This is a genomic window from Plantibacter sp. MCCC 1A11337 (assembly GCF_013349365.1).
GTDB lineage: Bacteria > Actinomycetota > Actinomycetes > Actinomycetales > Microbacteriaceae > Plantibacter > Plantibacter flavus_A.
On record NZ_JABJWX010000002.1, the window covers coordinates 615228 to 633334 of the forward strand.

At 69.7% G+C, this 18107-nt stretch carries 14 protein-coding genes; 13 read left to right on the forward strand and 1 reads right to left on the reverse strand.

Going from position 1 to position 18107, the window contains the following annotated elements; translation table 11 throughout:
- Positions 1-72: 72 nt before the first annotated feature.
- From HOW07_RS10230 to HOW07_RS10250, 5 genes are all read left to right on the forward strand, one after another.
- Positions 73-753, forward strand: coding sequence for a ThuA domain-containing protein (locus tag HOW07_RS10230; protein ID WP_175116854.1), 681 nt, complete (start codon positions 73-75; stop codon positions 751-753).
- Between the two features lie 98 nt (positions 754-851).
- Positions 852-2159, forward strand: coding sequence for an extracellular solute-binding protein (locus tag HOW07_RS10235; RefSeq protein ID WP_175116855.1), 1308 nt, complete (start codon positions 852-854; stop codon positions 2157-2159).
- 14 nt (positions 2160-2173) lie between these two features.
- A complete protein-coding gene (locus tag HOW07_RS10240) occupies positions 2174-3130 on the forward strand; it encodes a carbohydrate ABC transporter permease (RefSeq protein ID WP_205847564.1) in 957 nt (318 codons plus the stop codon).
- Positions 3127-4017, forward strand: coding sequence for a carbohydrate ABC transporter permease (locus HOW07_RS10245; RefSeq protein WP_175116857.1), 891 nt, complete (start codon positions 3127-3129; stop codon positions 4015-4017). Before HOW07_RS10240 ends, HOW07_RS10245 begins: the two co-directional genes overlap by 4 nt.
- Positions 4018-4019: 2 nt before the next feature.
- Positions 4020-4991, forward strand: coding sequence for an aldo/keto reductase (locus HOW07_RS10250; RefSeq protein ID WP_064295955.1), 972 nt, complete (start codon positions 4020-4022; stop codon positions 4989-4991).
- A 42-nt stretch (positions 4992-5033) separates the two neighbouring features.
- On the opposite strand, the gene HOW07_RS10255 is transcribed toward HOW07_RS10250, so the two are convergent.
- Complete coding sequence (locus HOW07_RS10255; protein WP_371743641.1) at positions 5034-6302, reverse strand: ROK family protein; 1269 nt, start codon at positions 6300-6302, stop codon at positions 5034-5036.
- Positions 6303-6331: 29 nt separating this feature from the next.
- Here HOW07_RS10255 and HOW07_RS10260 point away from each other — a divergent pair, with 29 nt between their 5' ends.
- From HOW07_RS10260 to manA, 8 genes are all read left to right on the forward strand, one after another.
- Complete coding sequence (locus tag HOW07_RS10260; protein ID WP_121289271.1) at positions 6332-7201, forward strand: LacI family DNA-binding transcriptional regulator; 870 nt, start codon at positions 6332-6334, stop codon at positions 7199-7201.
- 155 nt (positions 7202-7356) lie between these two features.
- Positions 7357-8655 (forward strand): ABC transporter substrate-binding protein, encoded by a 1299-nt coding sequence (locus HOW07_RS10265; RefSeq protein ID WP_175116858.1) that lies wholly within the window; start codon positions 7357-7359, stop codon positions 8653-8655.
- 100 nt (positions 8656-8755) lie between these two features.
- Positions 8756-9715 carry a carbohydrate ABC transporter permease gene (locus tag HOW07_RS10270; protein ID WP_064295957.1) on the forward strand — a complete coding sequence of 320 codons (960 nt, stop codon included), beginning with the start codon at positions 8756-8758 and terminating at the stop codon, positions 9713-9715.
- On the forward strand, positions 9712-10632 hold the full coding sequence (locus tag HOW07_RS10275; RefSeq protein WP_064295958.1) for a carbohydrate ABC transporter permease: 921 nt from the start codon (positions 9712-9714) through the stop codon (positions 10630-10632). Before HOW07_RS10270 ends, HOW07_RS10275 begins: the two co-directional genes overlap by 4 nt.
- Positions 10629-13115 (forward strand): glycoside hydrolase family 2 protein, encoded by a 2487-nt coding sequence (locus HOW07_RS10280; RefSeq protein WP_371743642.1) that lies wholly within the window; start codon positions 10629-10631, stop codon positions 13113-13115. The genes HOW07_RS10275 and HOW07_RS10280 overlap by 4 nt, the downstream gene beginning before the upstream one ends.
- Before the next feature lie 11 nt (positions 13116-13126).
- Complete coding sequence (locus tag HOW07_RS10285; RefSeq protein ID WP_175116859.1) at positions 13127-14125, forward strand: ROK family protein; 999 nt, start codon at positions 13127-13129, stop codon at positions 14123-14125.
- Positions 14122-16920, forward strand: a complete 2799-nt coding sequence (locus HOW07_RS10290; protein WP_175116860.1) for a CIA30 family protein — start codon at positions 14122-14124, stop codon at positions 16918-16920. The genes HOW07_RS10285 and HOW07_RS10290 overlap by 4 nt, the downstream gene beginning before the upstream one ends.
- Positions 16917-18095: a mannose-6-phosphate isomerase, class I gene (gene manA, locus HOW07_RS10295; RefSeq protein WP_175116861.1), complete on the forward strand. Its 1179-nt coding sequence runs from the start codon at positions 16917-16919 to the stop codon at positions 18093-18095. The genes HOW07_RS10290 and manA overlap by 4 nt, the downstream gene beginning before the upstream one ends.
- The last annotated feature ends 12 nt before the right edge of the window (positions 18096-18107 follow it).

Sequence of the window (18107 nt, forward strand, 5' to 3'; positions counted from 1 at the left end):
CTCCGCGACCGATGCGGAGCGAGCTGATAAGTTCTAGTCTTGCACAAATGCAACGCGATCGAGGAGACCGGCATGCACAACGTACTCATTCTTCGTGGCGAGGGGCGCTACGCCGATCCCTGGCACGACTTCGCGGCGACGTCGGGCCGCGTGGCCGATCTCGCCCGAGAGGAGGGGCTCGGTGTCCGGGTGAGTGGTGCGGTGGAGGAGGAGCTGGCATCACTCGACGATGTCGACCTCCTCGTGCTCATGGTCGGCAATCCCACACGGCACGGACTGGAGTCGTCAACCTTCGCGGCGGCGCAGGAGGGGTTCGAGGCCTACGCGCGCGGCGGAGGGTCGATCTGGTCGCACCACGTCTCAGCCACGTCGTTCCCCCATATGCCGGCGTGGGAGCGGGTGATCGGCGGTCGGTGGGTCGGTGGTGTCTCGATGCATCCCGAGATCGGCCAGGCTGCCATCGAGGTGCCCGACACCGGGCATCCGATCACGCGGGGTCTCGGCGACTTCACCGTCTGGGATGAGCGCTACACGCACCTCCGGATCTCCGACGCCGTCCGGCCGCTCGCCTTCCACGAGCAGGAGGGCGTCCGTCATCCGGTGTTGTGGACGCACCGCCCGGGTCCCGCCCGCGTCGTCTACGACGCACTGGGTCACGACATCCGTTCGTTCGACTCGCCCGAACGACAGATCCTCCTGCAGCGCAGCCTCGGCTGGCTGCTCGACGGCGATGCCACGGGAATGACGGCCTAAGTTTGTCCAAGTCTTGAACATAAGCTACTGTTCCTGACAGCAGCACCGGCTGTAGCGACGACCGGTGCACCACCGAAGGATTACGAGGAGGTAATTCCATGAAGCGATCAGCCGTCTGGGTCACCGCAGCCGTCGTCGGGGCCCTGGCCCTCGGCGGATGCTCCGCCGGGAGCGACAGCGAGGCCCCCGCCGAGAGCGGCCCGGTGACGCTCACCTGGTGGACCTGGTGGGCCGGCGCCCCCGGCATCGCGGACGCCTGGAACGCGGAACACCCGGACATCCAGGTCAAGGTCACCAACGTCGGGGGTGGCACCGATCAGTTCACCAAACTCAACGCCGCCGTGCGGGCCGGGGAGGGCCCGGACCTCGCGCTCGCCGAGTACCAGTGGCTCCCCTCGTACATCTCGAGCGGCGTCGCCGCAGACATCAGCGAGTACGTGAACGGCATCGAGGACCAGTACAGTCCTGCCGTCTGGAACCTCGTCCATCTCGGTGACGACGGGGTCTACGGGGTCCCGCTCGACCAGGCGCCGATGCTGCTCATGTACCGCGCCGACCTCTTCGAGCAGTACGGGCTCTCCGTGCCCACTACCTGGGACGAGTTCGCCGACACCGCCAGGGCGTCGAAACAGGCCGCTCCGGATGCGGTCCTCGCGAACTTCCCGACCAGTGATGCCGGCTGGCTCGCCGGGCTCACCGCCCAAGCCGGCGGCGACTGGTGGTCACTCGACGACGGCTCCTGGTCCGTCGACATCGACGGCGCGGCACCGACGAAGGTGGCCGACTACTGGGACGGACTCGTCGGCGAGGGCGTCGTCTCGGCCGGCGCGAGCGGGACGCCGGAGTTCAACGCGCAACTGAACTCTGGCAAGATCCTCACCCAGGTCATCGGGTCCTGGGGCGCGACCGGATCCTCGGTGAAGACCGGCGCGCCGGACACCATCGGGAAGTGGCGGATCGCTCCGCTGCCGTCATGGACCGACGACGACCCGGGCGTCGGGTTCCAGGGCGGCTCGTCGAGCCTCGTCACGACGACGTCGAAGCACCCGAAGCAGGCGGCCGAGTTCCTCGCCTGGTTGGGTTCCACCGCGGAGGGGCAGGGCGTCATGATCGAGCAGGGCGGCAACTTCCCGGCCTCCGCACCCGGCCTCGACGTCTACGCGAGCATCCCGCAGCCGGCCGACAAGGCGGCCGCCGGACAGGAGGACTTCCACGACATCCTGCTCGACGTCGCCGCCGACACCACGGACGTGACCTGGGGGCCGAACACGACGGTCGCCTTCAGCGCCTACACGGATCAGGTCGGGAAGGCCATCCAGGCCGGTCGCCCCCTCGCCGATGCACTCGCAGCCGTGCAGCAGACGGTCCGCGCGGACCTCGAGAAGTCGGGATTCGACGTCGAATGAACGCCACACCGCTCATGAGAGCCACGAGCGCGTCACCTCCGGTTCCGGACCATGGCCGGATCAGGACGCCTCGTCATCGGGTCCCGGCACCGATCGCCCCGTACCTGTTCCTCCTCCCGGCCATCGTGCTCTTCCTCCTGTTCCTCGTCGCGCCCATCGGCTACGCCGTCGTGCTGAGCCTGTTCGGGCAACGGGTCCCGGCCGGATCCGGGGGCTACGGGGCTCGCGAGCAGACCTTCGTCGGCCTCGACAACTACGTCACCTCACTCACGGACCCCGAGTTCGTCGCCAGTGTGGGTCGCCTCGGTCTCTACGCGGTCATCGTCATCCCGTGCACCCTCGGCATCGCTCTGCTGTTCGCGCTCCTCCTCGACCTCCCCGGCATCCGTGGCGCGCGGATCTGGCGGACCGGCATCCTGCTGCCCTACGCCATCCCCGGCGTCATCGCAGCGATGATGTGGGGCTTCCTCTACCTGCCGTCGACCAGCCCGGTGAACGCGGTGCTCACCGGCGTCGGACTACCCGCGGTCGAACCGCTCGCCTCCGGTTCGGTCATCGCCGCCCTTGCGAACATCAGCGTCTGGGGGTCGCTCGGCTTCAACATGGTCATCATGTTCACCGCGCTGCGAGCCGTCCCCGCCGAGGTCTACGAGGCCGCCCGCATCGACGGCTGTTCCGAGTTCGACATTGCGGTGCGGATCAAGATCCCGCTCATCGCGCCGTCACTCGTCCTCACCTCGCTGTTCGCCCTCATCGGGACGCTCCAGGCCTACGCCGAACCGACCGCGCTCCGCCCACTCACCGACACCATCAGCTCCACCTTCTTCCCGCTGATGAAGGTCAACACGGATGCCTTCACCAACGACAACATCAACGGCGCAGCGGCGACCGCGGTCATCATCGCCGGGTTCACCCTCGCGGCCTCGGCCATCCTGCTGCGTGTGACCCGGGATCGGAGCGACGCCTCATGACCACCGCCACCCTCCGCGCCGGGGCGACGGCTCCTGGCGCCGCCATGCCGAGACGACCCCGCCGCGGATCGCTCATCCTGACCGTCATCCTGGTCGTGGGCGCCGCGTACTGCCTCTCCCCGCTCGTCTGGGTCGTCATGGCCTCGACGAAGTCGCCACAGGAGCTCTTCTCCACCTTCACCCTGGCGCCCGGGACCGGCTTCCTCTCCAACCTCGAGAAGCTGTTCACCATGCAGAACGGCGTCTTCCTCTCGTGGATCGGCAACACGATCGTGTACTCGCTCGGCGGTTCCGTGCTGTGCGTGCTCGTGTCTGCGCTCGCCGGGTACGCGCTGGCGAAGTTCCGATTCCCAGGGCGCGACACGATGTTCCGGATCCTCCTCGGTGGGGTGCTCATCCCCGGGATCGCGTTGGCGATCCCGCAGTACTTCGTGATGGCTGGCCTCGGTCTCACGAACACCTACTGGGCGGTGCTCCTGCCGATGGTGATCAGCCCGTTCAGCATCTTCCTCTGTCGGGTCTACGCCACCTCCTCGGTGTCGTCCGACCTTCTCGAGGCGGCCAGGATCGACGGGGCGGGGGAGTTCTCGATCTTCCGGCGGATCGCGCTCCCGATCATGGTGCCCGGGCTCGTGACCGTCTTCCTCCTGCACTTCATCGGCACCTGGAACAACTTCCTCCTGCCGTACCTGATGCTGTCCAACGAACGGCTCTACCCGCTGACCCTGGGGCTCTTCACCCTGCTGAGCACCGGGGACGGGAAGGAGCTGTTGTACACGACGGCCATCGTCGGCGCGTTCGTGTCGCTCATCCCGCTCGTCGCACTCATGCTGTTCCTGCAGCGGTTCTGGAAGCTCGACCTCATCAGCGGTGGATTGAAAGGATGACCATGACGGAGCGGATCTCGGCCCTCGTCGAGCAACGGCCCCTCGGTGACACGGGTGTGACGGTGAGCCCGATCATCGCGGGTGCCGCAGGCTGGCGTCGTCGGGAGGACGGCTCGGGCTCGTCACCGGAGGAGAGCCTCGAGCTCGCCGCCGCGATGGCGGGCGACGGCGTCGTGACCACGATCGACACGGCCAACAACTACGGCTTCGGCGACAGCGAGCGGCGCATCGCCCAGGTGCTCGCCCGGCTCGGTGACGAGGCCGGACGGCTCCGGGTGCAGACGAAGGCGGACCGCGAGCCGGGGACCGACGACTTCTCCGCACCGCAGATGCGTCGGTCGCTCGAACAGAGCATGGAACGGCTCGGCGTCGACCACCTCCCGATGGTGTACCTGCACGATCCCGAGAACACCACCTGGGAGCTCGCAATGGCCGACGACGGCCCGGTCGCCGCGCTCGTGGCGGCGCGCGAGGAAGGCCTGATCGGCGCGCTCGGGATATCCGGCGGTCCGGCCGAGCTGCTCGCGCGGTTCGTCGGCACCGGCCACTTCCAGTCCGTGATCACACACAACCGGTTCACGCTCGTCGACCGGTCGGCGGATGCGCTGCTCACGTTGGCCGCCGAGGCGGGGCTCGGTGTCCTGAACGCCGCGCCCTACGGCGGAGGCCTGCTCACCAGTTGGCCCGTGCGGACCACGCGGTACGCCTACGGCACCGCCCCCGAGGCGATGCTCCGAGCCGTCGATCGGATCGGCCGCGTGTGCGACGAGGCAGGAGTGCCACTCGCCGCCGCCGCGCTGCAGTGGTCGCTCCGCGACCCGCGTATCACCGGGACGATCGTCGGCATGGAACGGCTCGAGGATTACACGCGCACGCTCGACCTCGCCGCCGTGCCCATCGACGACAGCCTGTGGGCGGCCATCGAGGCGGTCGAGCTCGACGTCTCCACCTGGCAGGACACCCCGCGCGGCTGACGGGCCGGACGCTCAGCGCCGCTGTGCCTGTGTCACCGCGCCTCAGCGGGAGAGCGCCGGACCGTGCCCCGGGGCGATCGTGCCCTGCAGGACGAGTGACGCGGCGCCGATGGCGGCCGCGTCGCGCGGGTTGGCGGAGAGCTCGACCACGATCGGGTGGGCCCGGCGGGCGAAGAACCGTTCCTCGAGCCGTTCCCTGATGGCGCGGGCGTAGAGCGAACCGGCGACCGCCATGCCGGGGCCGGCGAGGACGAGTCGGTCGAGGTCGAGCAGATTCGCGAGCGTCACCGTGGCTGCGGCGACCCGGTCTGCCGAGAACCGGATGAGGCCGAGCGCCACCTCGTGACCGCTGACGGCCGCCCGGGCGAGCTGGTCGAAGTCACGGCTGAGGGTCTCCGGTGCGAAGCCGAGCCCCAGGCCGTCGAGACGGTCCCGCACCGCTTCGGCGGCGGCCATCACGGCCGCCGGTGCCGCGTACCGTTCCAGACAACCGCGGTTGCCGCAGTGGCAGGGGACACCGTCGACCTCGATGCTGATGTGACCGAGTTCACCCGCGTTCGAACTCGAACCGCGGTAGAGCGCACCGCCCAGCACCATACCGGCGCCGATGCCGGTGCCCATGTAGACGCAGGCGAACGACTCCGTCCGCGAGACCTGGCGGCTCCAGAACTCGCCGACGGCCGCGGCCGCGGCGTCGTTGTCGACGACCACCGGCACGTCGAGGCTCTCCTGCAACGCCTGCTGCAGGGGGAAGTCGTCCCAGCGGACGAGCGTCGGTGGCCCGAGCAGCACCCCGCCGAGCTGGGCGATCGGCCCGGGTGCGACGACCGCGACCCCGGCTATCGACGGCGCCACGAGCCCCACCCCGGCGACGAAGTCGCGGTAGAGCGTCACGAGGCGATCGGTCACCTGCTCCGGCGTGGCCGATCCCGCGCCGTCGACGAGCTGCCGGCCGACCACGCCACCACGGACGTCGGTGGCGACGAGCGTGATCGACTCGAACCCGAGCTGCACGCCGATCCCGTACTTCGCACTCGCGTTGATCTCGAGGAGGGTCCGCGGTTTTCCGCCTCGGGGTGCTGCGCGGCCGGTCTCGCGGACGAGCCCGTCCTCGATGAGTCGACGCACGATGTTGGAGATCGACGGTTGGGTCAGGCCGGTCGCCTCGGTGAGCTCCGTGCGGCTGATCGTGCCGGCCGAGCGGATGAGGTCGACGATGAGCGCCTGGCTACCGGGGCCCGACTGCACGGACTCGCGTCTGGCCATCTGTCCCTCCCGGCGATCGTCGAGCGCGTAATGTGAGGGCCACACGACCACTCCTCACGAAAGGCCGCGTCCCGATGGGTCTCGACGCCGAACAGACTATCGCGCAGCCCCGGCCGATCGGCCTCACGCTGTTCCGTGCCTCGGAGATCTACGGGGCTGAGCCGTTCTACCACGAGCTCATCGCGGGCATCGATCGCGTGGTCCGCCCGCACGGCCTGTCGGTGCTGCTGCGCGTCCTGCCGACGCGCGAAGAGGAGCTGCTGCAGCTCGGACGCTGGCAGCGGGACGGCACGGTGAGCGCCGTCATCCTCGTGGACCTCATCGACGACGACGAGCGGGTCGCCTTCGTCGAGCGCTCGGGCATCCCCGCGATCGTGATCGGCGCACCGACGACGGCGCAGGGGCTGCCGGCCGTCTGGACCAACGACGCGGTCACGATGCACGAGGCCGTCGACCACCTCGTCTCCCTCGGGCACCGGCGGCTCGCGCACGTCACCGGTCCGCGCGAACTCACCCACACGCTCTCGCGCATGGAGGCGTTCACCCTCGCCTCCGACCTGCCCGACGTGGACACCGTCTCGATCGGCGGCGACTACTCCCGGGCGTCCGGTGTCCAGGCCATGCAGGCGCTGCTCGCACGGGACCCGCGACCGACGGCGGTCGTCTTCGACAGCGACGTCATGGCGCTCGGCGGCTTGCAGGCCGTGCAGGAGGCCGGATTGCGCGTCCCCGACGACCTGTCGATCGTCGCGTGGGACGACTCGTCGCAGTGCCAGCTGTCCGACCCGCCGATGTCGGCGCTCAGTCACGACGTCCAGCGCATCGGTGAGATGGCGGGCGAGGAGCTCTTGGAGCTGCTCGCCGGTCGTGTGGGCATCACTCGCGAGGCCCCGCATGCCGTGGTCATCGAGCGCTCCACCTCGGGGATCGCCCCGGCCGTCTGAGTCGCGCCGAGCGGCCGGTGGCCCTGGCTTCCTGTGACCGAGTTGTTATATAAATTAATAATGTTTAGTCTTGACGGACGCGGGACGGCAGACGATGCTGGACAGCGAGCGAGGAGGCGACCCGGCCCTTCGCCCCCACGAACGAAGGAGTTCCCATGTCCCGGAGACCGATCATCGGCCTCGCCGCGACGGCTGCCGCCGCGGCACTCGTCCTCAGCGGCTGCTCCGGCGGTGCCGCCAACGACGACGGCAAGCCGAACGGTGAGATCACCGTCCTCACCAACCGCACCGACCTCGTCGACACCACCTTCAAGGACTACGCGAAGGAGTTCGAGAAGCAGTACCCCGGCACCACGGTCAAGTTCGAAGCCCTGACCGACTACGAGGGCGACGCCAAGATCCGCCTCAACTCGAAGGACTACGGCGACGTGCTCCTCATCCCGTCCTCGAACGTCACGAAGGACCAGTACGCCAACTTCTTCGAGCCGCTCGGCAGCACCGAGGAGCAGTCCAAGACCTACCGCTTCGCGAACGAGGCCTCCTTCGACGGGACGGCCTACGGCGTCTCGACCTTCGGGTCCGCCATGGGCTACGTCTTCAACCGCGAGGTCTGGACGAAGGCCGGCATCACCGAGCCCCCGGCCACCGAGGAGGAGTACCTGGCCGCGCTCGAGAAGATCAAGGCCACCGGTTCGATCCCGTACTACACGAACTACAAGGACGGCTGGCCGCTCGCGACGCTCGAGGGCAACCTCGGAGCGGTGCAGGGCCCGAAGGTCCGCACCGAGATGATCGCGACCGACAGCCCGTGGACCGAGGGCAACGACCAGTACAACATCGACGGCCTCCTCTTCGACACCGTCGCCGCCGGTCTGAGCGAACCCGACCCCACCACCACGAACTGGGAGGAGTCGAAGAACCTCCTCGCCTCCGGTGAGATCAGCTCGATGGTCCTCGGCTCGTGGGCCGTCTCGCAGATGCAGGACGCCGCAGAGAAGGCCGGCGAGTCCCGCGACGTCATCGGCTTCTGGCCGATGCCGTGGAAGACCGACGAGGGCTTCACCTCCGTCACCGCCTCCGACAAGTTCCTGGCGGTCAGCAAGTACTCCAAGAACAAGGCGACCGCGAAGGCGTGGATCGACTGGTTCACGAACGAGTCCGGCTTCGCCGCCAGCCAGGGTGCGATCAGCCCGGTCATCAGTGACCCGGCACCCGACACGCTGTCCGACTTCGCCGACCTCGGTGTCACCTACCTGGAGCTCGCTCCCGACCCGGTCGGCAAGGAGGCCGTGATCAACGACATCGCGAACGCCGCCGAGATCGACCTCTTCGGCAACACCTACCGCCAGAAGCTCATCGACATCGCCCGCGGCGCCGCCGACGGCGACAAGGAGAGCGCCTTCGCCGACCTGAACGAGCGCTGGGCGGCAGCCCGCGCCGACGTCGCCGAGTAGCACCCGACCGGCGCCCGGGCCCACGAACCCCCTCAGCGGACCTCCGGTCCGGCGGGCCCGGGCGCCATCCACCCACTCCAGCGAATCGAAGGCAACGAACATGGTCACAGTCCAGGGAGCGTCACCCGCCACCCGAGCGGTGGTGACGAACCATCCACGCCGCGCGCGCACACTGCGGCCGGGCAGACCGCCGAAGGCCACCGGCTCGCGCGTCACCCCCTGGCTGTTCCTGGTGGTGCCGCTCGCCTTCCTGATCGTGCTCACCTACGTGCCGGTCGCGAACATGTTCTGGTACAGCCTCACCTCGTGGGACGGCCTGGAGCCCGAGCAGGAGTTCGTCGGCATCGACAACTTCGTGCAGATCTTCACGAAGCCGGAGATCTTCCAGGTCTTCTTCGTCAGCCTGTACTACCTCGTCGGTGCCGTCGCCCAGCTCGTCCTGGCCCTCTACCTGGCCACGCTGCTGAGCTTCCGCACCCGCTTCAAGAACCTCTTCAAGGGCGTCATCTTCTTCCCGTACCTCATCAACGGGGTCGCGATCGGTCTGGTCTTCCTCTACTTCCTCCGACCCGGCGGCACCCTCGACGCCCTGCTCGCGGCGGTCGGCGTGCAGGACACCCCGCAATGGTTGGGCGACCCGTCCTTCGTGAACGCGTCCCTCGCGGCGACCTCGGTCTGGCGGTACATGGGGCTCAACTTCGTGCTCTTCCTCGGCGCCATCCAGTCGGTGCCGTCGGAGCAGTACGAGGCCGCCGACCTCGACGGTGCCAACTCGTGGCACAAGTTCCGCTTCATCATCCTGCCGAGCATCCGGCGCATTCTCGGCCTGTCGTTCATTCTGGCGATCGCCGGCGCTCTGTCCGCCTTCGAGATGCCGTACATCATGACCGGCGGTGCCAACGGCTCCGAGACCTTCGTGATCCAGACCGTGAACACGGCCTTCAAGTTCTCCAAGGTGGGGCTGGCGTCGGCCATGGCCGTCGTGCTGTTGCTGATCGTCCTCATCATCACCTTCGTCCAACGCCGGGTGTTCCCCGACGAGAAGGGAGGCGAGTCGTGACCGCCACCACCGACCGACCGGTCTCCGCGTCCGCTCCCGAGCCCCGCACCCCGCTGCGGCGGACGAGGCGCGGGCCGAAGCGTCCACAGGGCGCCGGCGCCCTCACCGCGACGACGATCAAGTACGCCTCGCTCATCATCGCGAGCCTCTTCGCCGTCGTCCCCCTCGCCACGATCTTCATGCTCGCGTTCAAGACCGACCGCGAGCAGCGGACGACCGGCCCGCTCACCCCACCGTCGAACTGGTTCAACTTCGACAACTTCGTCGTCGCGTTCGATCAGGGCGGCATGGTCACGGGCTTCCTCAACACCGCGATCATCCTGCTCGTCTCCGTCGCCGGGACGATCCTGATCGGCACCATGTCGGCGTACGCGCTCGACCGGTTCCGGTTCCGCGGCCGGAAGCTCGTCATGGGGCTGTTCCTGCTCGCGACGCTCGTCCCGTCGGTGACCACGCAGGTGGCCACGTTCCAGGTCGTTTCGGCGCTCGAACTGTTCAACACCCGCGGCGCCGCGATCCTGCTGTTCATGGGGACCGACATCGTCGCGATCTACATCTTCCTGCAGTTCATGCAGTCGATCCCGGTGTCCCTCGACGAGGCCGCGATGCTCGACGGTGCGAACCGCTTCACGATCTACTGGCGCATCATCCTCCCGCTGCTGAAACCCGCCGTCGCGACGGTCGTGATCATCAAGGGCATCGCCATCTACAACGAGTTCTACATCCCCTTCCTGTACATGCCGTCGCAGGACCTGGGGGTGATCTCCACCTCGCTGTTCCGGTTCATGGGACCGTTCGGCGCCCAGTGGCAGATCATCGCGGCCGGGACGATCCTCGTGATCATCCCGACGCTCGTCGCCTTCCTCTTCCTGCAGCGATACATCTACAACGGCCTGACCTCTGGAGCAACCAAGTGAGCATCATCGACACCGCCACCGTCCGTCCCCTGACCACCCGCCTCCTGCACGAGGGGTGGAGTCTGCGTGCGGTCGGCGGTGCGGTCCCCGAGGCCTTCGTCGGGACGAGCATCCCCGCGACGGTGCCCGGCCTCGTGCACACGGACCTCCTCGACGCAGGGCTCATCCCCGACCCCTTCCTCGACCGCAACGAGCACCTCGTGACGTGGATCGGATCGACGGACTGGGAGTACCGCACCACCTTCGCCTGGGAGCCGGACGGCCACGAGCGGCACGACCTCGTGTTCGAGGGACTCGACACCGTCGCCACGGTCACGGTGAACGGCTCGGTCGTCGCGACCACGCGGAACCAGCACCGCACCTACCGCATCGACGTCGGCGCCGTCCTCCGCGAGGGCGAGAACGACCTCGTCGTGCACTTCGCGTCGCCCGTCGCAGCCGCCGACGTCGCGAGCCTCGAGATCGGCTACCGCCCGCACACCTACTCCCACCCGTTCAACGCCATCCGCAAAGCCGCCTGCAACTTCGGCTGGGACTGGGGGCTCGACGCCGCGTCCTCCGGCCTCTGGAAGCCCGTGAGTCTGCAGTCCTGGTCGACGGCCCGGCTCGCCTCGGTGCGTCCGGTCGTGACCGTCGACGGCGGCGAGGGCCGGGTGGCCGTGCACGTCGACGTGGAACGCGCCGGCGACGGTGATGTCGCCCTGGCGCTCTCGGCCACGGTCGCCGGCGTGGACGCCGAGGTCGTGCTCCCGGCCGGTGCCGGTTCCGCCGTCGTCGAGCTCAGTGTCCCGGACGCCGAGCTGTGGTGGCCACGCGGCTACGGCGGGCAGCCGCTGTACGACCTCGACGTCGAGCTCGGGCAGGACGAGGCACGCCTCGGCGAGTGGTCGAAGCGGATCGGCTTCCGGACCGTCGCCGTCGAACTCGAACCCGACGCCGAGGGCACCTCGTTCCGCTTCGTCGTGAACGGTGAGGCCGTGTGGGTGCGCGGCGCCAACTGGATCCCCGACGACGCCTTCGTGACCCGCGTCGACCGCGCCCGGCTCGCACGCCGGATGGACCAGGCCGAGTTCGCGAACCTCAACCTGCTCCGCATCTGGGGTGGCGGCTACTACGAGTCCGACGACTTCTACGAACTCTGCGACGAGCGCGGGATCATGGTGTGGCAGGACTTCCTCTTCGCCTGTGCGGCCTACGCCGAGGAGGAACCGCTGTGGAGTGAGGTCGAGGCGGAGGCGCGCGACAACATCACGCGCATCATGCCGCACGCGAGCCTCGTGCTCTGGAACGGCAACAACGAGAACATCTGGGGCTTCGAGGAGTGGGGCTGGGAGAAGCGCGTCCAGGGCCGCACCTGGGGCATGGGCTACTACCTCGACCTGCTGCCGCGGCTCGTCGCCGAGCTCGACCCGGCCGGCAACTACACCGCGGGCAGCCCCTGGTCGGGAACGCCGGACATCCCGGCCAACGACCCGGACCACGGATCCGTGCACCTGTGGGAGCTGTGGAACCGCGTCGACTACCCCGCCTACCGTGAGGTCTCGCCGCGCTTCGTGGCCGAGTTCGGTTGGCAGGGGCCGGCGACGTGGTCGACGATCGGGCGGGCCATCTCGGACTCGCCGCTCACGCCGGAGTCGCCCGGCATGATCCACCACCAGAAGGCGATCGACGGCAACGACAAGCTGACCGACGGACTCGTCGCCCACCTGCCGCTCCCGGACGACACCGAGGACTGGCACTGGGCGATGTCGCTCAACCAGGCGAACGCGGTGACGGTGGCGATCGAGCACTTCCGGTCCTGGAGCCCGCGCTGCATGGGATCGATCGTCTGGCAGTTGAACGACTGCTGGCCCGTGACCTCCTGGGCCGCCGTCGACGGCGACGAGCGCGCCAAGCCACTGCTCTATGCGCTCAAGCACGTCTACGCCGATCGCCTCGTGACCGTCCAACCGCGTGGCGAAGGCCTCGTGGTCGCCGTGCTCAACGACGGACCGGACGCCTGGGCGGACGAGCTCGTCATCCGACGCCTCCGGTTCGACGGGACGGAACTGGCTTCCGTGCGGGTCCCGATCGACCTGGACCGACGCTCCTCGACGCTCGTCGAGATCCCCGAAGCGGTCGCGGTCGCGGGATCGACGACCGACGAGGTGCTCGTCGCCACCCTCGGTGCCGAACGCGGCTTCTGGTTCTTCGCCGAGGCTCGCGTGTCTGCGCTCCCCGCTCCACGCCTCAGCATCGAGATCGCTCGCGAGGAGGGCGGGTACGCCGTGACCGTCGCGGCGGAGTCCTTCCTGCGCGACCTCACCCTGCTCGTGGACAAGGTCGACCCGGCCGCCGTCGTCGACGACCAACTCGTGACGCTCCTGCCGGGTGAGCGCGTGACGTTCCGCGTGCGGACCGAAGCCGAACTCGGCGAGGACGAGCTCCGGTCGACCCGGGTCGTCCGCACGGCGAACCAGCTGGTCGAGGACTGGGCGCGGTGACCCTGGCGGACATGACCGGGAGGCAGGACCCGTCGGGATCGATTGCGCTCGCGGTCGACCTCGGCGGTACCAAAGTGGAGGCGGCACTCGTCACGGCCGAAGGCGTCGTGGTCGAGGGCAGCGCGCACCGGGCGCCGACCGGGCCCGATGCCGGGCGCCGGGCGCTCGAGGAAGCCGTCGACCGGGTCCTCCTCGCCTCGGTCGCACACCTGCCGGACGGGTCCGCGCTCGTCGGCGTCGGCATCGGTTCCGCCGGCCCGGTCGACCTGGAGCGCGGGACGGTCAGCCCCAAGAACCTCCCGCGGCTGCACGGCTTCGATCTGCGCGCGCACGTCGGGCGGCTGCTACCGGACGCCCCGGTGGTGGTCCGGCTCGACGGCACCTGTATCGCCCTCGCCGAGCACTGGCTCGGAGCGACGCGTGGCACCGAGAACTCGATGGCGATGATCGTCTCGACCGGGGTCGGCGGTGGGGTCATCCTGCACGGCCGCCTGATCGCGGGCCGCAGCGGCAACGCCGGCCACATCGGTCAGGTGCAGATCGCCTCGCGGGACGCGCGGACGTCCGCCGACGACGCGACCCTGGAACGCATCGCCTCCGGTCCGCGGAGCGTCGCCTGGGCCCGGTCCATGGGCTGGGACGGGCGCACCGGGGAGGAACTCGCCGTCGCGGCGGCCACCGGCGACCCGATCGCCCGTGCGGCCGTCGTGCGCTCGGCCACGGCTGTCGGCCAGGCCATCGCCAGCGCCGCGACCCTCCTCGACCTCGAAGCGGTCGCCGTGGGCGGCGGGTTCACCGCCGTCAGCCCCGACTACCTCGACCTCGTCCGCGCCGCGGTGCAGGACGCCATCGTGCTCGACTACGCCGCCGACGTGGTCGTCACGGGTTCCGCCCTCGACGGCGGCGGACCGATCCTCGGCGCCGCAGCACTCATCCACCGACCGGAGGCTCTCGGCCTCCCGGCGAACGACCTGATGCACCATCCCAGACGAAGGAGCCTGGCACGATGAACCGCACCACCGATCCGCACCACCCCCGTCGCAGCGCCCGAGGACGTCTCGCGGCGGGCGTACTCGCCGCGGCCGTCACCGCCGCGCTGCTCCCGGCGCTCGCGACCCCCGCCGCCGCTGCGCCCACCGACTGGACGTCGCTCAACACCTCGTTCGTCGAGCGTGACGGCTCCCGGCTCGTGCTCGACGGCGAGACCTTCCGCTTCAGCGGACCGAACATCTACTGGCTCGGTCTCGACGAGAACGTGGGCGGGGTCGACTACCCGACCGCCTTCCGTATCGCCGACACCCTCGACGCGGCGGCACGGATGGGCTCGACCGTCGTCCGGACGCACATGATGACCTCGACCGGTCAGGACGGCGCGAACCCGCTCGCCATCATGCCGGCCCTCGGGCAGATGAACGAGGAGGCGTTCGCCACGATCGACTTCGCCATCGCCTACGCGGGCAAACTCGGGATCCGGCTCGTCCTCCCGCTCACCGACGAGTGGGAGTACTACCACGGCGGGCATCGCGACTTCACGACGCCCTACGGCCTGTCGTCCGCCGATTTCTACACCGACGAGCGTCCGATCGCCGCCTACCAGGCGTACGTCGGGGCGATCCTCCAGCGGACGAACGCGCTCACCGGCGTCCGGTACACCGCGGACCCGACGATCATGGCGTGGGAACTCGGGAACGAGTTGGAGGGGATGACCGCGCCCTGGATCGACCGGCAGGTCGCATTCATCAAGGAACGCGCCCCGCAGCAGCTCGTGGCGGCCGGACGTCGGTTCGACATCGATCCGGACACGCTCGCCGCGCCGGGGCTCGACATCGTCGACGTGCACTATTACCCGCCCACCGCCGCACGCGTCTCCGCGGACGCGGCAACGGTCACCGCCGCCGGCAAGGTCTACCTGGCCGGCGAGTACGCCTCGACGGCTGCGAGCCCGGCGCTCCTCGAACCGCTCGTCGCCGACCCGAACGTGACCGGCATGCTGTTCTGGTCGCTGTTCGGCAACAACGACCGTGGCGGGCTCGTGCCGCACGACGACGGCTTCACGATCCACGCTCCCGGTGCGACCGACGCCGAGCGCGCCCGGGTCTCCGCGATCACCGCCTACGCCGCCGCGATCGGTGCCGTTCCGGCCGCTCCCGCCGTCGGGACGCCGCTCATCACGGCGATCGACCGGGCGAACGGCATCAACACTGTCCGGTGGCGTGGCGCCGGCGGTGCGGTCTCGTACCGTGTCGAACGCTCGCTCGACGGAACGGCTTGGACGCCGGTCGACACGGGTGTCCTCGCCGCCGACGCGGGATCGGCGACGGACTTCGGATCACCTGCGGGCGCCGTCTACCGGGTGGTCGCCCTCGACGCGGCCGGCGCGGTCGCCGATCTGTCGGACCCGGTTCCGACCGAGACCGACACCCGCGTGCTCGTCGACCCGCTCGAGTCGTGGCTGCTGACCGAAGCGCACGACGACCTGGCGATCACGCCCCGTGCCGACGGGACGAGCGTGACGGCGGTCGCCGACGGTGCCAGCGTCACCTGGAAGCAGGACCGACTGTCGGCGGCGGCGTTCGCGGTCTCCGGATCGGTCGTCGTCGAGTCCAGCGCCGACGGTTCGACCTGGCAGACCGCGGCGACCGAGTCCGGCGTCGGCGGCGCGGTGGTCGCACGCGACCTCGTCGGCCCGTACCTGCGGGTGACCCTCGCCGCGGGCGCGACGCTGTCGCGGGCCACCATCTGGTCAGCGGTGGACGCCCCGAGCGGACCGCCCGCGGCGTTCGGTTCGACGTCGCCCGTACCGGGCACCGTCGACGTGACGGCGACGCCGACCTTCACCTGGGAGCCGTCGGGCGGTGCGGCGTACTACCGCTTCACGCTCTCCCCACAGGCCGATCTCGGGAACACGGTCGTCGTCGTCAACGGCGTCGGGACGACTTCCATCACGCCGACGGTCTCGCTCACGGCAGGGCAGCGGTACTGGTGGTCGGTGTCCGCGGTCAACGGGGCCGGGACGACCGCCACGAGCACGGGAGCCTCCGACTTCCTCATGAAGGCCCTCCCGAGCGAGCCGCTCGTCGTGGAGGACTTCGAGTCCTACCCCGACGACGCCGCACTCCAAGCCGCCTATGTGCGCAACACGGGCGGCGGAGCAATCACGCCGACGCTCACGAGCAACCCCGACTCGGGGTCGCAGGCGATGTCGGCCGCCTACGACCTCGCCGGTCCCGGCTACGCCGGTGTCGTCCGGACCTTCCAGACGCCGCAGGACTGGTGGGGGTACAGCGGGCTCGAGCTCTGGGTGCAGGGGACGCCGGGCGATGACGTCACCGTCCAGTTCGTGACGCGTGGGACGTACTGGGAGACGGTCGCGCCCATCGTGGGCGAGGGCTGGCAGCTGGTCGAGATCCCGTTCTCGGACTTCGCCCCGCCGGCGTGGGCCGGTGAGGCGGCGTTCGACCCCACCTCCGTCACCCAGATCGGGTTCTATCTCGGTGGCGAGGGGACTGGCACGCTGCTGGTCGACGACGTCACCACGATCGTCGCTGCGGTGGACCCGGGACCGGGCACGGGCGAGCCGGGTACGGGCGAGCCGGGTACGGGCGAGCCGGGTACGGGACAACCGGGCACCGGGCAGCCTGACACCGGCGAGGTCGGCGGATCGGGTACCGGCGCCACCGACGCTCCTGCGGGCGACCTCGCCCGCACCGGCCTGGAGGCCGCACCCTGGATCATCGGTGCGCTCGCCCTGCTGGCATTCGGCGGTGTGCTGCTGTTCCGCGGTCGTCGGCGGGTGCACGGATGACCCTGCATCGCATCACGAGCGACCCCCGACGGTACGCATGGGGTTCGACGACGGCCATCCCGGAGCTGCTTGGCGTGCCGGCCGACGGTTCGCCCCAGGCCGAGCTCTGGCTCGGGGCGCACCCCGACAGCGTGACCACCCTCGTCGACGCGGAGGAGGGCGGCCCCGCGAGCCTCAACGACTGGCTCGCTTCGGACCCCGACGCGGCCCTGGGCGGACGGGACCGGTTGCCCTTCCTGCTCAAGCTCCTGGCCGCGGCTGGTCCTTTGTCCCTCCAGGTCCACCCCACCCCGGACCGCGCCAGGGCCGGGTTCGCGGACGAGGAGCGCCGGGGCGTGCCCCGGGACGCGCCGCACCGGAACTACAAGGACGCCTCGCACAAGCCGGAGATCATCGTCGCCCTCCAGGACGGCTTCCGTGCACTGTGCGGATTCCGTGCGACCGACCGGTCGCAGGCGTTGCTCGTCCACCTCGCCGGCCTCGTCGAGGGGACCGACCGGCGGGTGCTCGAGACACTGGCGGGGCAGTTGCTCGACGCCGGTCTGGAACACACGGTGCGGGCGGTGCTCGAACGACGGACGCCCGGCGTGGTCGCCGCCGTCGTCTCGGCCGCGCGTACCGACACCGATCACCCGTGCTGGTCGGCCGAGCGCGAACTCGTCCGGCAACTCGCCGAGGAGTATCCGGGTGACCCGGGAATCGTCGTCGCAGCGCTCCTCAACCTCGTGTCGCTGAACGAGGGCGAGGCGTTGTTCCTGCCCGCGGGCAACATCCACGCCTACCTCTCCGGCTTCGGGGTCGAGGTCATGGCCTCGAGCGACAACGTGCTCCGTGGCGGGCTGACGCCGAAACACGTCGACGTCCCGGAACTGCTCGCCGTCCTCGAGTTCGAACCGGTGCCGGTCCCGTTCGTCGAGCCGGTCGTCCGGCCGGAGGGCGGGCTCGTCTACCCGGTGCCGGTCGACGACTTCGAACTCGTCAAGGTCGACCGGGGGACGGCGGGCGACCTCGCTCGCGGCAGGGCGGCCGTGATCGTCGTGACCGCCGGTACCGCGCGCGTGGAACAGGGCCCGGACACGGTGGTACTGGAGCGCGGTGCTGCGGTGTTCGTCTCGCCGGGCCCGGAGCCGGTGACCGTGTCCGCGGACGGGACGGTGTTCGTCGCCACCGGCTGACCGGCCAGACTG

What these genes read in the sequence shown, in the direction of transcription:
- HOW07_RS10250 (WP_064295955.1), top strand. Translation starts at nt 4,020, where the DNA reads ATGACGGAGCGGATCTCGGCCCTCGTCGAGCAACGGCCCCTCGGTGAC.
- HOW07_RS10270 (WP_064295957.1), top strand. Translation starts at nt 8,756, where the DNA reads ATGGTCACAGTCCAGGGAGCGTCACCCGCCACCCGAGCGGTGGTGACG.
- HOW07_RS10260 (WP_121289271.1), top strand. Translation starts at nt 6,332, where the DNA reads ATGGGTCTCGACGCCGAACAGACTATCGCGCAGCCCCGGCCGATCGGC.
- manA (WP_175116861.1), top strand. Translation starts at nt 16,917, where the DNA reads ATGACCCTGCATCGCATCACGAGCGACCCCCGACGGTACGCATGGGGT.
- HOW07_RS10240 (WP_205847564.1), top strand. Translation starts at nt 2,174, where the DNA reads ATGAGAGCCACGAGCGCGTCACCTCCGGTTCCGGACCATGGCCGGATC.
- HOW07_RS10230 (WP_175116854.1), top strand. Translation starts at nt 73, where the DNA reads ATGCACAACGTACTCATTCTTCGTGGCGAGGGGCGCTACGCCGATCCC.
- HOW07_RS10245 (WP_175116857.1), top strand. Translation starts at nt 3,127, where the DNA reads ATGACCACCGCCACCCTCCGCGCCGGGGCGACGGCTCCTGGCGCCGCC.
- HOW07_RS10265 (WP_175116858.1), top strand. Translation starts at nt 7,357, where the DNA reads ATGTCCCGGAGACCGATCATCGGCCTCGCCGCGACGGCTGCCGCCGCG.
- HOW07_RS10290 (WP_175116860.1), top strand. Translation starts at nt 14,122, where the DNA reads ATGAACCGCACCACCGATCCGCACCACCCCCGTCGCAGCGCCCGAGGA.
- HOW07_RS10235 (WP_175116855.1), top strand. Translation starts at nt 852, where the DNA reads ATGAAGCGATCAGCCGTCTGGGTCACCGCAGCCGTCGTCGGGGCCCTG.
- HOW07_RS10285 (WP_175116859.1), top strand. Translation starts at nt 13,127, where the DNA reads ATGACCGGGAGGCAGGACCCGTCGGGATCGATTGCGCTCGCGGTCGAC.